The organism is Streptomyces sp. NPDC127190 (assembly GCF_042672505.1).
Lineage (GTDB): Bacteria > Actinomycetota > Actinomycetes > Streptomycetales > Streptomycetaceae > Streptomyces.
Map to the genome: position 1 here is coordinate 140,414 of NZ_JBHXVE010000007.1, position 17,595 is coordinate 158,008.

The window sequence follows — 17,595 nt, forward strand, 5'->3', positions numbered from 1 at the left end:
GGGGGAGGGGTCGCCATGCGATCCACCAGTCACGGTCCACACGCCTCACCGGCCGGCGCCGCCCACGGCGCGTCGCGCAGGGCGCCCGGGGAAGGGCGGGCGAGCTGAGGTGGAGATCACCATCCACAGACCCGGCGAGCTGACGGCCGGGCTGCGCGGGGCCTGGCACCGGGCGATGGACGAGTCGCCCGAGTACGCCAACCCCTTCCTCGCACCGGAGTTCGCCATCGGGGTCGGCCGGCACCGGGCCGGGGTGCGGGTGGCCGTGCTCCGCGAAGGCGGCGAACCGGTCGGCTTCCTGCCCTACGAGCGCAGCCCGCTGGGCACCGGACGGGCCGTCGGCCTCGGCCTGTCCGACTGCCAGGCCCTGGTGCACCGGCCCGGGGTCACCTGGGACACCGGGGAGCTGCTGCGGGCCTGCGGGCTCAGCATCTTCGAGTTCGACCATCTCGTGCAGGAGCAGCGGCCGTTCGACCCGTACGTCACCGGCACCTTCGCCTCACCCGTCATCGACGTCAAACCCGGCGACGGCGGCTATCCGGAGTGGCTGCGCGGCGCCTATCCCGGGCTCGCCAAGACGACCCTGAAGAAGGAGCGCAGGCTCGGCCGGGACGTCGGAGAGGTGCGGTTCGTCTTCGACGAGCGCGACCCGCGGGCGCTGCGCACCCTCATGCGCTGGAAGTCCGCCCAGTACCGCAGGACCGGCCGCATGGACCGGTTCTCCCGCCCCTGGATCGTCGGCCTGGTCGACCATCTCTTCCACGTCCGCGAGGAGCACTTCACCGGGGTGCTGTCCGTGCTCTACGCGGGCGATCGCCCGGTCGCCGCCCACTTCGGCCCCCGCTCCGGCACCGTGCTGGCGGCCTGGTTCACCGCGTACGACCCCGAACTCCCCGCGTATTCACCGGGGTTGATGATGCATCTGCGCACCGCGGAGGCCGCCGCCCGGCACGGAGTGACCCTGGTGGACCTCGGGCGCGGCGACAAGGAGTACAAGGACTGGCTGAAGACGCGTGAGCTGCGGGTCGGCGAGGGCTTCGCGGCCCGTCCGCACCCGGTGGCCCTCACCCAGAAGCTGTGGCGCCGCCCGGTCCGCGGGCTGCGCAACACCGTGCTGGCCCACCCCCGGCTGCGCGAGCCGGCCGACCGGCTGCTGAGGAGCGTGGGCGCCCTGCGCACCCGGAACCAGACCCCGGGCGGCAAGTCCGCGACCGCAGAAGGGAATTGACGGCGCTCACCGCTACGGGACACCGGAACGGCGTCAGCCCTCGCGCGGGTACGGCACCACGTCCACGTCCAGCGTGAACGCGGTCCGGGCCGCGCCGGCCAGGTCCGGCGCCTTGGCCGCCGCGGTGACCCGGGCGGCACCTCCGCGGCTGCCGGCGCAGCGCAGCGAGGCCCGGGCCGTGCCGTCGGCGGCCACCTCCCAGCCGGACACCAGGACCAGCGCGGGCGCCGAACTCCGCACCCCCGTCCAGCGCTCGTCGTCCGCCCGCGGGCGCAGTTCGAGCGTCACCAGCGTCCCGGGCCGTACACACAGCCGCCGCCGCACCGCGTCACCGGGGGAGACCGCGACGACGGCCCGCCCGGTCGCACAGCGCAGGCCCGGCGTGCCGGTCGTGCCGGGCGGCAGCGAGGACCCGGAGGGCCGCGGGGAGGCGGGGGAGCCGGCGGTGGACGGCGGCCGCGGCGAGCGGCTCCCGGACGCCCCCGCACCCGAGTCCGCGCCGGAGCCAGGCCCCGCCGACGTCCCGCACCCCGCCAGCACGACCACCGCCGCCAGCGCGCACCCACCGGCCCACCACCGCATGCCCGGCCACCTCTCCTCGCATCCGGATACGGCCACCAGGATGCCTCAGCCGCCGCGCACCGCCCGTCCCACCTCCGTGCGCAGCCGCACGAAGTCCGGCAGCCCGCGGGTGGTGAGCTGGTCGCGCCCGGCGGGCAGGCCGACCGGCAGGTCCCGTACGACCCGGGAGCCCGGGCCGGGGGAGAGGACCACGACACGGTCGCCGACGTAGACGCTCTCGTCGATGTCGTGGGTGACGAACACGATGGTCGGCCCGTCGGCGCGGTGCACCTCCAGGAGCAGGTCCTCCAGGTCCTCCCGGGTGCGCGCGTCCAGGGAGCCGAACGGCTCGTCCATCAGCAGCAGCGCCGGCCGGCAGACCAGGGCACGGGCGATGGCCACCCGCTGCTGCATCCCGCCGGACAGCTCCCGCGGGTGCCGGCGGGCGGCCCCGGGCAGGCCGACCCGCTCCAGCATGGCCTCCGCCTCGGCCCGGCGGGCGGCCCGGCCGAGGCCCCGGCGGCGCAGCGGCAGGGCCACGTTGTCGCGGACCGTGAGCCAGGGCAGCAGCGAGCGGCCGTACTCCTGGAAGACCACCGCGAGCCGGTCCGGGACGCCCGTCACCGGCGTCCCGTCCAGCGTGACCGTGCCCTCCTGGGCGGGCAGCAGCCCGGCGATGGTGCGCAGCAGCGTGGACTTGCCGCAGCCCGAGGGCCCGACCACACAGAGGAGCTGCCCGTCGGGCACCGTGAGGCTGATCCCGTCCAGGACGTGCTGGTCCCCGAAGTGCCTGCCCACCGAGTCCAGGCGCAGCATCCCCTCACCCGGCCCAGGGCTCGTACAGGGTGCCCGTGCTGCCGGTGACCCGCACGTGCAGCAGGAAGGGGCCCGCGGTGTCGCCCGGGCCGAGCGCGCGGTCCAGCGCGGCCGGCAGCTCCCTGGGGTGGGCGACCCGGGCCGCCGGGCAGCCGAGCGACTCGGCGAGGGCGGCGAAGTCGATGCCGGTGATGTCCGTACCCGGGACCGGCGCCACGCCGATCCGCCGGCCGAGGGCCCGCACCGCGCCGTAACCGCCGTTGTCCAGCAGGACATAGCTGACCGGGACCGCGTGCCGGGCCGCGCTCCACAGGGCCTGCACCGAGTACATCGCCGAGCCGTCACCCACCACGCACACCAGCCGGCGCCGGTCGGCGAGCGACCGGCCGGCCGCGAGCGGCAGGCCCCAGCCGAGCGCCCCGCTGCCGGTGGTGAGGAAGCCGCCGCCGCGCTCGACCGGCACCCGCGCATGGAGCGTGTCGCGGTGGCTGGGGGCCTCCTCGACGAGGACGCGGTGGCGCGGGAGCCGGGCCCGCAACAGGTCGAAGAACAGCTCCGGCGTGATGTGCCCGTCGGGGGCCTGCGCGGGCGGCGCCGCCGGGCGGGGCGGCGGTGGGTCCCGGTCCGGCCGCTTCGGCACCAGCTCGGCCAGCCGGGCCAGAGCGGGCCGCAGGGTGGTGACGAGGCTGGTGCCGACGGGCAGCCAGGCCGCCGGCTCCGGGTCGCAGTCCAGGTGGAACAGCTCGGTGCCGGGCGCCAGCCGGGGCCCGTCGTCCGGCACGTGGTAGGTGAACAGCGGGGCGCCGAGCGCCACCACGACGTCGTACGGCGCCAGGCGCGCGGCCAGCTGCCCGGCCACTGGTGGCAGGAAGCCCTGGAACAGCGGGTGCGTCTCCGGGAACCCGGACCGGCCGGACAGCGGGCTGATCCACACCCCGGCCCGGATCCGCTCGGCCAGCGCCCGCACCTGCTCCAGCGCGTCCTCGTCGTCCACGCCCGGGCCCACCACCAGGGCCGGGCGCGCACAGCCGGCCAGCCGCGCGGCGAGCGCGGCGAGCGCGTCCGGGTCCGCCGTGAACCCGCCGTGCACCGCGCGCGGCGCGACCGGCTCGGCGGGCCGGTCCCAGTCGTCCTCGGGCACGGACACGAACACCGGCCCGCGGGGGTGCGCCAGCGCCGTCCGGTACGCCTCGGCGAGCACGGCCGGCACATCCTCGGCCCGCTCCGGCTGGCAGGCGTACTTCACGTACGGGCGCGGGAACAGAGCCGGTTCGTCGGCGCCCAGGAACGGCCGCAGCCGGAGCAGCGAACGCGCCTGCTGGCCGGCCACGATCACCAGCGGCACCCGGTCCCGGAAGGCGTTGAACACCGCGCCGAGCGCATGCCCGACCCCGCCCGCCGAGTGCAGGCTGACGAAGGCCGCGCGCCGGGTGCCGAGCGCATACCCGGCCGCCATGCCGACGGCCACGGACTCCTGGAGGGCCAGCACATAGCGGAAGTCCTCCGGCCAGTCGCGGAACATCCGCAGCTCGGTGGAGCCGGGGTTGCCGAACACCGTGGTCATGCCGGTGTCCCGCAGGAACCGTACGACCGCCTCGCGCACCGTGGTGGTGGTCATGCCGTCTCCCTTCCGGACCCGGCCGGCCGGGTGCCGACGAGCCGTCTCTCGTCCGCCAGCAGGCCGGTGTTGAGGAGATACCCGAGCGCGCCGAGCAGCAGCAGCGCGGACCACACGGTCAGCAGGTCGGAGCGGGTCTGGGCGTCGGTGAGCGTGAACCCGATGCCGTCGTCGCTGCCCGGCAGCAGCTCGGAGAACACCATCAGGACGAGGCTCAGCGACAGGCTCAGCCGGAGCCCGGCGAAGATCCTGGGCAGCGCGGACGGCAGCAGCAGGAACCACAGCCGCTCGGGCCCGGTCAGCCGCAGCACCCGGGCCACGTCCAGCCGCAGCGGGTCCGTGGCCCGGGCACCCTCCGCCGAGTTGACCAGCACCGGCCATACGGCGCTGAACGCGATCGACGCCACCTGCATCGGCGTACCGAAGTCGAACACGACGACGAACACCGGCACCAGAGCGGGCGGCGGCACCGCACGGGCGAACTGGAGCACCGGGTTGCACAGCGCGTACGCCCCGCGCGAGCGGCCCACCGCGACGCCGAGGGCGATCCCGGCGAGCGCGGCGAGCCCGAACCCGGCCGCCATCCGGCCGAGGCTGGGCAGGATCGTGTCGACGGCGGCCGGGGTCAGGAACAGCCGCCCGGCGGGCCCGGAGAACCAGAGGTCGCGGGCGTGCCGGGCGATGCGCAGCGGCGGCGGGAAGTAGACGCTCCTCCGCACCCGGGCGGCGGCCTCCCAGCCGCACAGGGCGAGCAGCAGCACCGACCAGCGCAGCAGGAAGGGGACGCCGGAGCGGCGGGCACCGGCACGGGCGCGCCGCGTGCCGCGGGCGCCCGGCACCGGGATGCCGGCCCCGAAGCGGCCCGTCCCACAGCCGTACGGCCGCCGGCCCAGCGCCCGCTTCCCGCTCCGGCTCTCTTCTGCGCCCCCGTCTCTCACGCCCGCGCCCCCGTCTCTCACGCCCGCGCCCCCGTCTCTCACGCCCGCACCCCCGTCTCTCACGCCCGCGCCCCCTCCGCGGGCCGCCCGGACTCCCGCGCCCACCCGAACAGCCGCCGTTCCGCGCCCACCAGCACGCCGTCGACCACCAGCCCCAGCGCACCCGCCCACACCACCCCGGCCAGCACGTCCCGGGTGCCGTCCGGGTCCGTCCCGGCCTGCGCGATGAAGATGCCGAGACCCTGCCCGAAACCGGAGAGCAGCTCGGTGGCGACGGCGAGGATCAGCGCGACGGCGGCGGAGATCCGCACCCCCGCGGCGATGAACGGTGCGGTGCCGGGCAGCTCGACCCGCAGCAGCACCGCGAGCCGCCCGAAACCGAAGGCGCGCAGCGTGTCCTTGGCGAGCGGGTCGGTCTCGCCGAGACCGTAGACGGTGTTGAACAGCACCGGCCACACGGAGGCGTACGCGATCAGCGTCACCTCCGTCCCGGTGCCCGAGCCGAGCAGCAGCGACACCAGCGGGATCAACGCCACGGACGGCAGCGGCCGCAGGAACTCGACGACGGCGCGCACGGCGGCCTCGACGACCGGCACCGCGCCCAGCAGCAGCCCGAGCGGTACCGCGACCGCGCAGGCCAGGCCCAGGCCCAGCGCCCACGCCCGCAGGGTCACGCCGACCCCGTCGAGGAAGGACCGGTCGCCCGCCAACTGCACGGCGCGGACGAGGACTTCGGAGGCGGGCGGCAGATAGGTCCGTCGTACCAGGCCTGCCCTGGACACCGCCTCGCAGACGCCGAAGGCCAGCACCGCGCCGAGCAGGCCGAGCAGCAGTTCCCGGCGGCGCGTCATATGACCAGCAGCGGGGCCGGATCGATGTCCTTCGTCAGCATGCCCTGGTCGCGCATGAGCCGGATCAGGCGGCGCAGCCGGCCGGTGTCGGCGGTCGCCGGGTAGGCGGGCAGATGGAGCGACCCGGCCTGCTCCGCGGTGACCTTGGTGTACTTCGGCAGCTCGGCCCGTACGGCCCCCGGGTCGTCCGCGGCCAGCTTCGAGGCGGCCTCGATCGCCCGCCGGAAGGCCGCGGCGGTCTTCGGATGCTTCGTCACGAAGGTGGCGGTGGTGACGTACCCGCTGGCGGGCAGGCCCCGGGCCGGTCCCGAGCCGCCGTCCAGCAGCACCCGGGCGCCCGAGGTGCCCTGGATCGCGGTGTCGAAGGGCTCGACCGCGTGCACGGCGTCCACCTGGCCCCGCTCCAGCGCGGGTCCCATCTGCGGGAAGAGGACCTGCCGGTAGACGGGCCGGCCGGCGCCCTCGGCGTCCAGGACGGCGTTCAGGGTGAGGGACTGGATGTTGTTCAGCACGGCGACGGCGACCTTCTTGCCCGCGAGGTCGGACGGTTTCCTGAGCGCCGAGTCCCTGGACACGAGGACGTCCATCATGTGCGGGGCGATCCGTACGCCCTCGGCGAGGATGCGCAGGTCCAGGGTGCCCTTGTCGTACGCCTGGAAGTAGGTGACGTAGTTCGCGCTCGCGATCACGTCCACCTGGCCCTTGAGCAGCGCGGGCAGTGCCTGGATGCTCTGCTGCACGGGCTGGATGCGCACGTCCAGGCCCTCCTTGGCGAACAGCCCCCGGTCCCGGGCGAGATAGAGGGCCGCCGAGTCGGTGAGCGGCAGGGCGGCGACCGTCAGCCGCTGCCGTCCGTCGTGCGCGGGTGTCCCGCCGCTGTCGCAGCCCGCGAGGAGCAGGGCCGCGGCGGCGGCGAGGACGGCGAGCCGTTTCGTTCCCGATCGTGATCGACGTAATGCCGTGAACGCCCTACGGGATGCCATACGGGCATGCCTACCCTCCTTTTGTCATGATCGCTACATGTCGGCGGGTCTCCGTCATTGCTCCGTGCTGGGAATCCGCGCCGTTCACCCCCGGGGACCGGCGATGCGCAGCGCCGCCGCGGGCGCCGGTGCCGCCGTCTCGGGCGATGCGGCGATGTCCGTCCACCAGTCGGCGCCGTCCTCGATATAGCGGAGCAGCACACCCTCGCGGATCGCCCACGGGCTGACCATGGCCCGGCGCACCCCCATGAGCTGCAACGCGGTGTGCCCGACGACGGCCCCGGCCAGGCTCTGCGCGGCGCGCGGCGCGGAGATGCCGGGCAGCCCGGCGCGCTCCGCGGCGGGCAGCGCGGCGAGCCGTCCCACCGCCCCGCGCAGATCCCGGCGGTGCAGCTCACGCCGTACGAACGGGCCGTACCGCCCGGGCGCGGCCCCGCACAGCCGGGCCAGCTGCTGGAAGGTACGGGAACTCACCGCGACGGTGCGCGGCCCCTCCCAGCGGATCCGCGCGGCCACGTCGCGCAGATCGTGCCGGACCCGCCGGCGCAGCTCCTTCAGCTCCGCCGGCCCCGGCGGATCCTGCGCGCCCAGGTACTCCCGGGTCAGCCGGGCGGCGCCGAGCGGCAGCGAGGCCGCGAAGTCCGGCAGCCGCCCCCGGCCGAAGGCCACCTCCAGCGAGCCGCCGCCGATGTCCAGCAGCGCCAGCGGGCCCGCGTGCCAGCCCAGCCAGCGGCGCGCCGCCAGGAACGTCAGCTCCGCCTCCGTCTCGCCCGGCAGGGTGCACATCCTGACCCCCGTTCCGGCCGCCACGCGCCCCAGCACGTCCTCCCGGTTCGGGGCGCCCCGGACCACCGCGGTCGCGAAGGCGAGCGGACCCGTCGCACCCCACCGACGCGCGGTGGTGGCCGCCGCGGCGACCGCCGCCACCAGCCGCTCCACCGCCTCGTCGGCGATCGCGCCGTCCGCACCGGCGTGTTCGGACAGCCGCAGCTTCCACTTGACGGTGTGCACCGGCAGCGGAACACCGCCCTCCACATCAGCGATCACCAAACGAACCGTGTTCGAACCCGCATCCACCACGCTCACCCGCATGGCCGGGACGTACCCACTTCCCCGCCGCCCACCCGTCAGCCGCCCGCCTGCGGGGTGCACGGTGGGCCCTTCCGGGCGGCTTTGGGGCAGTGCGCGGCAGACCACTGGCGCGCGGGACCTGAACCGGGCGCCGGAGGCTCCCCGCCCCGCGCGCGCCATGACCGGGCGTCAGGGGCTGCTTCCGGCCCCGCGCCCGAGCGAAAGTGCAAGAGGCGGAGCACGGGAGTCCATTGCCGGGGAAGCCGTCCCGGCCGGATCGTCTCAGCAACCTGTCCGGACAACACCAAGGCACACCTCGGCACCAAGGAGCACCCGTGCGACTCTTGAGCAGAGCGGGCGGCGCCGTCGCCGCGGCGGTCGCCCTGGCCCTGGGCGGCACCGCCGCGTCCCCGGCGACGGCCGCGTCCCCCGGGGACGCCGCCTACCGCGTGACCGTGGGCACCCCGGTGCCGTTCCCCCACCCCACGGACACCCCCGCGAGCCCCTACATCGACCGGGACGGCACCTTCCACTACCAGCAGTCCGCCGCCCTCTACGGCGCCCAGGACCCGCGCACCTGGGACTTCTACACCGGCACCGACTTCGACACCGCCCGCTTCGACGCCTCGCTCAGCAAGGCGGTGAACCCCGCCGACCCCGCCGACCGCAACGACGACACCACCTGGCGGTGCAACAACAGCCCGACGGGACGCGAGGCGACGTACGCCCCCGGCGGATCGGGCTACGCGCAGAAGAACTACTGCGACCTGTCGGGCGTGTGGGTCGACCCGGACACCGGCGACTGGTACGGCCTGGTGCACAACGAGTTCACCCCGCAGCCCTTCGGCGACCGGCTGCACTACGACGCCATCGACTACGCCGTCTCCACCGACCGGGGCCGCACCTGGACCATCGAGGACCACGTGATCACCTCGCCGTACAGCACCCGGCGGGGCGACACGACGGCCTTCCCGAACCAGACGTACTCCTACGGCGACGGCGACCAGCGCCTGTTCGTGGACACCGCCTCCGGCTACTTCTACGTCTATTACGGCTCGCGGATCATCGACAAGAGCGGCGGCTGGAAGGCCTTCTACGAGCACGTGGCCCGCGCCCCTATCTCCGCGAAGATGGCGCCCGGCTCCTGGCGCAAGTGGTACGACGGCGCCTGGTCCCAGCCCGGCACCGGCGGCCGGGAGAGCAATATCGTCCCCGCCGACGCCGGCCACCCCACCGGCTACACCCCGGTCACCGCCGAGTACGACCCGGCCAACACCGGCACCGCCGCCGAGCAGATCGCGGCCGGCACCATGCCCCCGACCTCGCCGCTGTTCGTCATGAACATCACCTACGACGCCTATCTCGGCCTGTACCTCGGCACCCCCCAGGCCGTCGACCAGAGCGGCGGCTCACCGCAGTACCTCTACGCCACCGACGACCTCACCACCCAGAAGTGGCACCTCGTCGGCGACACCGGCGGCTACACCACCGCCTCCTGGTACCGCTGGTTCCTGGACCGCGCCAACCGCACCAGCGCCACCATCGTCGGCCGCACCTTCCGCTCCTACTGCGCCTTCGGCTGCTCCCACGACGCCTCCGGCGAGTACGTCGACCTCACCGTCGACTCCTCCGCGCCCGCCGCCCCGCCCGTGGACACCACCCGCGGCTACCGCATCGCGAGCGGCACGGGCCGCGTCCTCGCCCAGTCCGCCCTCGGCTCCGCCACCACCTCGCTCGCCCGGCCCGCCGGCACCGCCCGCGAGACCTGGCGGTTCACCCCGACCGGCGACGGCGCCTACACCCTCACCAACACCGCCACCGGCCGGCTGCTCGGCGTCGACTCCACCCCGGCGGGCCGCGCCTGGGGCACCAGGCCCACCGTCACCGCCGCCCCGGCCGGCGGACCGGCCGTCGGACAGGAGTGGTTCCTGATCGCCTCCGGCCCCGGCACCTACCGTCTCGTCAACCGCTGGAGCGGCCTGGTGCTCGGCCTCTCCGCAACCTCCGCCCGGCGCGCCGAGACCACTCCGCTGCGCACCTGGACCGACACCGGCGGCAGCTCCGTCGGCGGCGGGCGCAGCGCCGCGGAACAGACCCTCTCCCTCGTCCCCGGCCGGCCGTAACTCCCGCAGACCCCACACGGGTTATGGCTATCCTGCCGCCATGTCGATCATCAACGGGGAAACCGACGCCCACCTGGCCGTACGCGCGGCCCAGGCGGGCGCCACCGTCGTCCGGGACCTGTACGGCGGCAGGCTCGCACGCTACGAGAAGTCCGCCGGCGACTTCGCGACGGAGGCGGACGTCGCCGCCGAGCGGGCCATCCTGGACGTGCTGCGCGCCGCCCGGCTCGATGACGCCGTGACGGGCGAGGAGAGCGGCCGCACGGGAGCCGACGGCGCACCCCGGCGCTGGCTGGTGGACCCGCTGTGCGGAACCCTCAACTACGCCGTGCGCACCATGCTCGTCGGGGTGAACGTCGCCCTGCGGGAGGGCACCCGGATCACGGCCGCGGCCACGGCCGACCCGTTCAGCGGCGAGGTCTACTGGACCGACGGCGAGCGGGCCCGGCTGCGCCACGACGGCACCGACACCGAGCTGACGCCCTCGGCCGCCTCCACGCTGGTCGACGTCAACCTCGACCCGCCGTTTCCCCACGCCCCCGGTTTCCGCGCCGTCCGCCTGCTGGCCGACCCCGGCTTCACCGAACGCTTCCGGCCCCGGGTGATCTCCAGCACCCTCGCGGTCGCCTGGGTCGCCGCCGGCCGCCGAGCCGCCTATGTCACCGACGGCGACCTGCGCGACAGCGTGCACTTCGAGGCCGGCATCGCGCTGTGCCGGGCGGCCGGATGCACGGTGACCGACCTGCGCGGCGAACCCCTGCACAGCGGCTCCGGCGGCCTGATCGCGGCGGCCGACGCGGAGACCCACGCGGCGCTGCTGGACCTCGTGAAGAACCAGAGCGAGCTGGGTGGCTGACCCCGCGCGGGGGCCGTCGTAGCGCTCGGACACGGGCCCTCCGGCCGGGTGCGTGGGGCCGAGCCGGGGTGTGGGGTGCGCGAGCGGTCCAACACGGTCGGTGCGGTCCCGACCGTCTCAGGAGGACCGTCATGGATCACTCGCGCGCCCCCGTACTGGAAGCCCTGGAGGCGTTCCGGCGACGCGGAGACGTGGTGTTCGGTCCACCGGGCCACAAACAGGGGCGCGGTACCGATCCACGGGTCGCCGACGTCCTCGGCCTGGACGTGTTCCGCTCGGACGTGCTCACCCTCAACGGGCTGGACGACCGCCGCGAGTCCCAGGGCGTCGTGGCACAGGCGCAGGAGCTGATGGCCGACGCCGTCGGCGCCACACACGCCTTCTTCTCCACCTGCGGAAGCTCCCTGTCGGTCAAGACCGCGATGCTCTCGGTCGCCGGCCCGGGCGAGAAGCTCCTGCTCTCCCGCAACGCGCACAAGTCCGTCATCGCCGGCGTGATCATCAACGGGGTGGAGCCCATCTGGGTGCACCCCAAGTTCGACGCCGAGCGCCATATGGCCCACCCGCCCGAGCCGGACGACGTCCGCGACCGGCTGCGCGAGCACCCGGACGCCAAGGGCATGCTGCTGATCACGCCCACCGACTGGGGCACCTGCGCCGACGTCCGGGGCGTCGCGGACGTCTGCCACGCCTTCGACGTGCCGCTCATCCTGGACGAGGCCTGGGGCGCCCATCTGCCCTTCCACCCGGATCTGCCCGTCTGGGGCATGAACGCCGGCGCCGACCTCGTCGTCACCAGCGTGCACAAGATGGGCGGCGCCATCGAGCAGAGCTCGGTCTTCCATCTCCAGGGCGACCGGATCGCGCCCGACGTGCTCAAACAGCGCGAGGACCTGCTCGGCACCACCAGCGCCTCCTGCCTGGTCTACGCCGCCCTCGACGGCTGGCGGCGGCAGATGGCGGAACACGGCCACGAACTGCTGGACGCCGCGCTGCACCGCGCCGAGCGGATCAGGGCCGGGCTGCGCGAGCTGCCGGGGCTGCGGGTGATGGGCGGCGAGGTGATCGAGGAGGGGCTGGCCGCCGAGTTCGACCCGCTGAAGATCGTCATCGATGTGCGGGGCCTCGGCATCAGCGGCATGCAGGCCACCGAGTGGCTGCGCGAGCACTGCCACGTCGACATGGGCGGCTCCGACACCTGCCGGGTCAACGCCTCCATCACCCACTCGGACGACGACGAGACCGAGAAGATCCTCATGGACGCCGTACGCGCCCTGGTGGCGCACGCGGACAGCATCGAGCGCCGCCCGGAGGTCCGGCTGCCGGAGCCCCGCGCACTGGAGCTGGAACAGGCCCTGCTGCCCCGGGACGCCTTCTTCGGACCCGCCGAGCAGATCCCCGCCGACCGGGCCGTGGGCCGGATCTCCGCCGAGATGATCAGCCCCTATCCGCCCGGAGTGCCGGTCGTGGCGCCCGGCGAGGTGATCACCGAGGAGGTGCTGGACTTCCTGCGCAGCGGAGTGGCGCACGGCTTCCTGATCGCGGAGGCGGCCGACCCCTCGCTGGACACCCTGCGGGTGGTGGCCCGCCCCTGACCGGCCGGTCCCGACCTGCGCGCACCCCGGGCAGCACCTAGGGTGGCGTATGCGGGCGGCCGGCTACCGGGCTGCCCCGGGTCAAGAAGCCGGCCCTCCTGACGAACAATCGCTCGACAGGGGGCACTTGGCCCTGCCGCTGGTCTCCGGGCCCGGACGAGCGCGTCCGGCGGGCCCGCTGTTCCCGGCAATTCGATGGGAGACGGCCCGACTTCACCCCGACCGGGAAAACGTCCGCGCTTCCCGGTTTCGGACGCCCCGGCCCGGGGACCTCGGTACGACGGCCGCACCCCTGTGACCTGCTCCGTCCCCGGTGCCGGCCGTATGCCCCGGGTGTGGCCGCGGCGCGTCGGACAGTCTCTCGCCCATGCCGGGCCCGCCCCCATGACCAGCGAAGGAACGGGTAGTGATGAGCGAGACGAACCCGCTGAAGCGCGCGGCGGACAAGGTGACAGGCGCCCTGCACGGTGACGGCACCGGCCCCGGCGACGGCATCCCCGGCAAGCCCGGCGCGGAGTCCCCGCCGGTCGCCGAACCCACCGAGGCCCGTGAACCGCTGCCCCCGAAGCCCGACCAGAGCGGCCCCGACACGGTCTCCCCGACCGGACAGCCCACCGGCGCCGAGCAGGCCCGCGCCGCCCAGAGCGGCCGGTACCTGACCAATGCGCAGGGCACCCGGTTGTACGACACCGACCACTCGCTGAAGGCGGGCCCGCGCGGACCGGTGCTCTTGCAGGACCACCACCTGCGCGAGAAGATCACGCACTTCGACCACGAACGCATCCCCGAACGCGTCGTACACGCCCGCGGCGCCGCCGCGCACGGCGTCTTCCGCAGCTACGGCACGGCCGCCGGCGTCACCCGGGCCGCCTTCCTCGCCGAGGCCGTCGAGACACCGGTGTTCGTCCGCTTCTCCACCGTGCTGGGCTCCCGCGGCTCCGCCGACACCGTCCGCGACACCCGCGGCTTCGCGACGAAGTTCTACACCAGCGAGGGCGTCTTCGACCTGGTCGGCAACAACATCCCGGTGTTCTTCATCCAGGACGCGATCAAGTTCCCGGACGTGGTGCACGCCGCCAAGCCGCACCCCGACCGGGAGATCCCCCAGGCGCAGAGCGCCCACGACACCTTCTGGGACTTCGTCACCCTGCACACCGAGGCCACCCACCACACCCTGTGGAACATGTCCGACCGGGGCATCCCGCGCTCGTACCGCACGATGGAGGGGTTCGGCATCCACACCTTCCGCCTGGTCGCCGCCGACGGCGGCACGACCCTGGTGAAGTTCCACTGGAAGCCGAAGCTCGGCGTGCACTCCCTGGTGTGGGAGGAGGCGCAGCTGATCAACGGCATGGACCCCGACTTCCACCGCCGCGACCTCGCCGACGCCATCGAGGCGGGCGCGTACCCGCAGTGGGAGTTCGGCATCCAGACCTTCCCCGACACCCCCGACCAGACCTTCGAGGGCATCGACCTGCTGGACCCGACGAACATCGTCCCCGAGGAACTCGCCCCCGTGCAGCCGATCGGCCTGCTCACCCTCGACCGCAACCCCGCCAACTTCTTCGCCGAGACGGAGCAGGTCGCCTTCCACCCGGGCCATCTCGTCCCCGGCATCGACATCACCGACGACCCGCTGCTGTCCGGCCGGCTCTTCTCCTACCTGGACACCCAGATCACCCGCCTGGGCGGCCCCAACTTCGCGCAGCTCCCGGTCAACCGGCCGCAGGCACCCGTCAACGACATGCTCCGCGACGGCATGCACCAGACGGCCGTGCACCGGGGCGTGGCCCCCTACCGCCCCAACTCCCTCGACGGCGGCTGCCCGTTCACGGCCGGAGCCGACCTCGGCGGCTATGTCGAGACGCCGGTACGGGTGCCGGAGGCGGCCAAGGTCCGGGAAGCACCGGAGACCTTCGCCGACCACTTCAGCCAGCCCCGCCGGTTCTGGCTCAGCATGAGCCCGGTGGAGCGGGAACACATCATCGGCGCCTACACCTTCGAACTCGGCAAGTGCTACGAACAGGCCATCCGCGAGCGGGCGTTGCAGGTGCTGGCCAATGTCGACCCCGAGCTGTGCGCGGGCGTCGCCGACGGCCTCGGGCTGCCCGCACCCGAGCCCACCGTGCCGCTCGCCGACGTCGCACCCAGCCCCGCCCTCTCCCAGGTCGGCCGCAGCTGGCCCACCGACGGCCGGATCATCGGCATCGTCACCGGCCCCGACGGCGACCTCGACGGCGTACGCGCCGTCCGCCAGGAGGTGCTCGACGGCGGAATGGTCCCGCTCGTCGTCGCCCCCGCCGGCGGCACGCTCGGCGCGGGCCCGGACGCCGTGACCGTCCAGCGCAGCTATGCCACCGCCCGGTCCGTGGAGTTCGACGCCATCCTGGTCGCCGGCACACCCGGCGTCGGCACCGACGCCTACGGCGCCCGCGACGCCAAGGCCGGGCTGCCCGCCGCCTCCGGGGCCACCCCCGACCCCCGGGTGGGACTGCTGCTGGCGGAGGCCTACCGGCACGGCAAGGCGATCGGTGCCTCCAAGGGCGGCGAGAGTGCGCTGGAGGCGGCCGGCATCCCGCTCGACGCCCCCGGAGTCATCGCGGGCGACGGTGCCACCACGGTGCTCCAGCAGCTCACCCAACTCCTCGGCGCCCACCGGGTCTGGGAACGCTTCCCCACCCCCGCCTGACGGCCGCCCGGCACAAACACGCGACGGCAGACGGCACTTCGGCGCGGACCCGGTGAACCACGGCCCCCTGAACGGCGTACCCGAAGAGGCGAGCGGCGCACGGCGCGGTTGTGATGGAAGAGTCCAATCGCCGACCAGTGAGGCACATCATGCGTATGCGCAGCTTCTTCACCACCGCCGCTCTTGCCGGGGTCCTTGCGATGGGAGGCTCGGCGACCGCCTTCGCGGCCGACCCGGGCCCGACCACCGGCACCGCCAACAACAGCCCGGGCGTCGTCTCCGGCGACGTCGTCCAGGTACCGGTCGACGTCGACGCCAACGTCTGCGGCGACACCATCGACCTGATCGCCCTGTTGAACCCGGCCAGCAACAACACCTGCGCCAACAGCTGACGGCACGCGCGCCGGCCCCGCCATCAGGGGCCGGCGCACGGCTGCGCGGGCCCAGGTGCACGCCCGCCCCGGAGCGATCAGCCCCCGCTCAGTCCGCCTGTGCCGGAGTCGGGGCCGGGGCTTCGTGGCGGGCGGGAAGTGGATCCCGGACCGTGGTCGGGCGGCGGTGGCGGAGCAGGAGGCGGCGGGCCGGGACCTCCACCGCCTCGTACAGGATCCAGGACAGGCCCAGCGACAGGGCGAACACGACGGCGGTGACGGCCGTACCCGCCAGCAGTCCGAAGTGCGGCTTGGTGCCCAGCAGGGGGGTGGCGCACCGCAGCACCAGCAGATGGATCATGTAGAAGGCGAACGACAGCTCACCGAGCCGCACCAGCCACCGGCGCCGCCACAAGGACGGCAGCCCGTGCAGGTCCGCCTGGGCGGCCGCCGGGATGAGCAGGACGAAGCCGGTGAGGGTGCACATGGTGGCGGAGTAGCCGAGCGGCACCTGCGGGACGAAGAAGTAGCCGATGACCGCGAGCGCCAGCGAGGCCTCCAGACCGGGCCCGCGCCACCGGCCCAGCAGCACCAGCCGCGCGGTGACCGCGCCGAGCACGAACTCGGGCAGCCGGACCGCGGGGAAGGAGTAGAGCGCGTAGCTCCACCAGTGGTGGGCGTCCGCCCGGCCCAGCACCACCACCGCCACCACCGACAGCCCGCCCAGCACGACCGCCCCTCGCGCGCCGAGCCGGCGCAGCACCAGGATCAGCAGCGGGAACGAGGCATAGAAGAACGCCTCGCAGGCCAGCGACCAGCTGACCGGGTTCAGCGTCTGCCACCACGGCCGCCACCAGGAGTGCAGCAGCAGCGCGTTGGCGAGGGCCTGCTTCGGCGTCGGCCGGGGCTGGTGGGCGAGGCCGTATGTCATCAGCAGGGCCACGGCCAGGGTGACCAGGTGCACCGGGTAGACGCGGGCGATGCGCCGCCGCCAGAACGCGAGCGCCCGGTCGCGTGGTCTGGCGGACCAGGTCAGGACGAAGCCGGACAGTACGAAGAAGAACGACACACCGGTGGCCCCGGCGCCGAATCCCCAGGACATGACGCGGCCACCGGTCCCGCCGAAGTAGCCGAAGTTGTTCACGTGCAGCCCGAACACCAGCAGCGCCGCCATCCACCGCAGCCCGGTCAGGGACGGCAGGGAGGGGTTGGCGGCGGACGGGGAGGATCTCCCGGTCGTGTCGTCGGTTCGGGTGGGCGGCGTCCGGAGCGCCCGGGTCGTCGCCGTGATCATCGAATCACCTGCCGCAGGGGTTTGGCGTGGGGCATGAAGGGGAGCGTTACCCGTTCAGCGCCGTCCATCACATTGCATGGCCAACATCACACTGCTGGCGAACGACGAAACCTCCCCTATGCCACGGACGGCCGCGCCTGTACACCCGTACGAGTGAGACCGTCACTCACGGTTGCCCCTTGGCGGACACCGGGCCGCTCCGCCACCTGGCACTCTGCCGTCCGACCGGGCCGGCCGCTGAACTCCGACCCTATCAGCGGGCATTCGAGGTCCGCGGCATGAAGTCGAACGGCGTGCATGCCCGCGACGGCACCGACCAGCAGGCGGGCCAGCGCCGCGGGTAGCCGCACCCTCCGACCGGACGGGGACCACGTGGGTGCGGTGGGTGCGACGGGTACGGGGCGGCACACCACCGCCGGGGCGGCACCGGTGGCCGGAACCGTGGCCGCGCCTCCTGCGTCCCCCGTCGCGCCGTCGAGGCCGGTCAGAAACGTCGCCCCATCCCTACCCGCAGTGGGGGCGCGGAAGTGTGTCCGGTCCGCGGGCGGCCGCGCGCGCCGTGGGACCTCGGGCCGGACGCCGGACGCCGTCAGGCCGCCTC

The 17,595-nt window shown here is 74.2% G+C and carries 14 protein-coding genes; 6 read left to right on the top strand and 8 right to left on the bottom strand.

All coding sequences use genetic code 11. The annotated features are described in order from the left end of the window. Nucleotides 1-109 precede the first annotated feature (109 nt). The gene (locus ACFVIU_RS13900; protein WP_385842608.1) at nucleotides 110-1,228 is read left to right on the top strand and encodes a GNAT family N-acetyltransferase; all 1,119 of its coding nucleotides are present in this window, start codon (nucleotides 110-112) and stop codon (nucleotides 1,226-1,228) included. A 33-nt stretch (nucleotides 1,229-1,261) separates the two neighbouring features. Here the strand turns inward: ACFVIU_RS13900 and ACFVIU_RS13905 are convergent, their stop codons facing one another. From ACFVIU_RS13905 to ACFVIU_RS13935, 7 genes are all read right to left on the bottom strand, one after another. Then, nucleotides 1,262-1,810, bottom strand: coding sequence for a hypothetical protein (locus ACFVIU_RS13905; RefSeq protein WP_385842609.1), 549 nt, complete (start codon nucleotides 1,808-1,810; stop codon nucleotides 1,262-1,264). Nucleotides 1,811-1,855: 45 nt separating this feature from the next. After that, nucleotides 1,856-2,605, bottom strand: a complete 750-nt coding sequence (locus ACFVIU_RS13910; RefSeq protein ID WP_385842610.1) for an ABC transporter ATP-binding protein — start codon at nucleotides 2,603-2,605, stop codon at nucleotides 1,856-1,858. 4 nt (nucleotides 2,606-2,609) lie between these two features. Next, nucleotides 2,610-4,223, bottom strand: coding sequence for a benzoylformate decarboxylase (mdlC, locus tag ACFVIU_RS13915; RefSeq protein ID WP_385842611.1), 1,614 nt, complete (start codon nucleotides 4,221-4,223; stop codon nucleotides 2,610-2,612). Further along, nucleotides 4,220-5,161 carry an ABC transporter permease gene (locus tag ACFVIU_RS13920; protein ID WP_385842612.1) on the bottom strand — a complete coding sequence of 314 codons (942 nt, stop codon included), beginning with the start codon at nucleotides 5,159-5,161 and terminating at the stop codon, nucleotides 4,220-4,222. The genes mdlC and ACFVIU_RS13920 overlap by 4 nt, the downstream gene beginning before the upstream one ends. Nucleotides 5,162-5,220: 59 nt before the next feature. Continuing rightward, a complete protein-coding gene (locus tag ACFVIU_RS13925) occupies nucleotides 5,221-6,012 on the bottom strand; it encodes an ABC transporter permease (protein WP_385842613.1) in 792 nt (263 codons plus the stop codon). Next, entirely contained in the window at nucleotides 6,009-6,995 is a 987-nt protein-coding gene (locus tag ACFVIU_RS13930; RefSeq protein WP_385842614.1) for an ABC transporter substrate-binding protein, read from the bottom strand. The genes ACFVIU_RS13925 and ACFVIU_RS13930 overlap by 4 nt, the downstream gene beginning before the upstream one ends. Before the next feature lie 84 nt (nucleotides 6,996-7,079). Further along, nucleotides 7,080-8,087 carry a Ppx/GppA family phosphatase gene (locus ACFVIU_RS13935; protein ID WP_385842615.1) on the bottom strand — a complete coding sequence of 336 codons (1,008 nt, stop codon included), beginning with the start codon at nucleotides 8,085-8,087 and terminating at the stop codon, nucleotides 7,080-7,082. Nucleotides 8,088-8,401: 314 nt separating this feature from the next. Here ACFVIU_RS13935 and ACFVIU_RS13940 point away from each other — a divergent pair, with 314 nt between their 5' ends. The 5 genes from ACFVIU_RS13940 (at nucleotide 8,402) to ACFVIU_RS13960 (ending at nucleotide 15,721) form a co-directional block, all read left to right on the top strand. Beyond that, entirely contained in the window at nucleotides 8,402-10,189 is a 1,788-nt protein-coding gene (locus tag ACFVIU_RS13940; RefSeq protein WP_385842616.1) for an RICIN domain-containing protein, read from the top strand. Between the two features lie 40 nt (nucleotides 10,190-10,229). Further along, nucleotides 10,230-11,045: an inositol monophosphatase family protein gene (locus ACFVIU_RS13945; RefSeq protein ID WP_385842617.1), complete on the top strand. Its 816-nt coding sequence runs from the start codon at nucleotides 10,230-10,232 to the stop codon at nucleotides 11,043-11,045. 131 nt (nucleotides 11,046-11,176) lie between these two features. Next, nucleotides 11,177-12,640: an aminotransferase class I/II-fold pyridoxal phosphate-dependent enzyme gene (locus ACFVIU_RS13950; RefSeq protein ID WP_385842618.1), complete on the top strand. Its 1,464-nt coding sequence runs from the start codon at nucleotides 11,177-11,179 to the stop codon at nucleotides 12,638-12,640. Nucleotides 12,641-13,049: 409 nt separating this feature from the next. Next, nucleotides 13,050-15,329, top strand: a complete 2,280-nt coding sequence (locus ACFVIU_RS13955; RefSeq protein WP_385842620.1) for a catalase — start codon at nucleotides 13,050-13,052, stop codon at nucleotides 15,327-15,329. A 149-nt stretch (nucleotides 15,330-15,478) separates the two neighbouring features. Next, nucleotides 15,479-15,721, top strand: coding sequence for a chaplin (locus ACFVIU_RS13960; protein ID WP_385842621.1), 243 nt, complete (start codon nucleotides 15,479-15,481; stop codon nucleotides 15,719-15,721). 88 nt (nucleotides 15,722-15,809) lie between these two features. On the opposite strand, the gene ACFVIU_RS13965 is transcribed toward ACFVIU_RS13960, so the two are convergent. Continuing rightward, nucleotides 15,810-16,994 (bottom strand): acyltransferase family protein, encoded by a 1,185-nt coding sequence (locus ACFVIU_RS13965; protein ID WP_385842623.1) that lies wholly within the window; start codon nucleotides 16,992-16,994, stop codon nucleotides 15,810-15,812. Nucleotides 16,995-17,595: the final 601 nt, after the last annotated feature.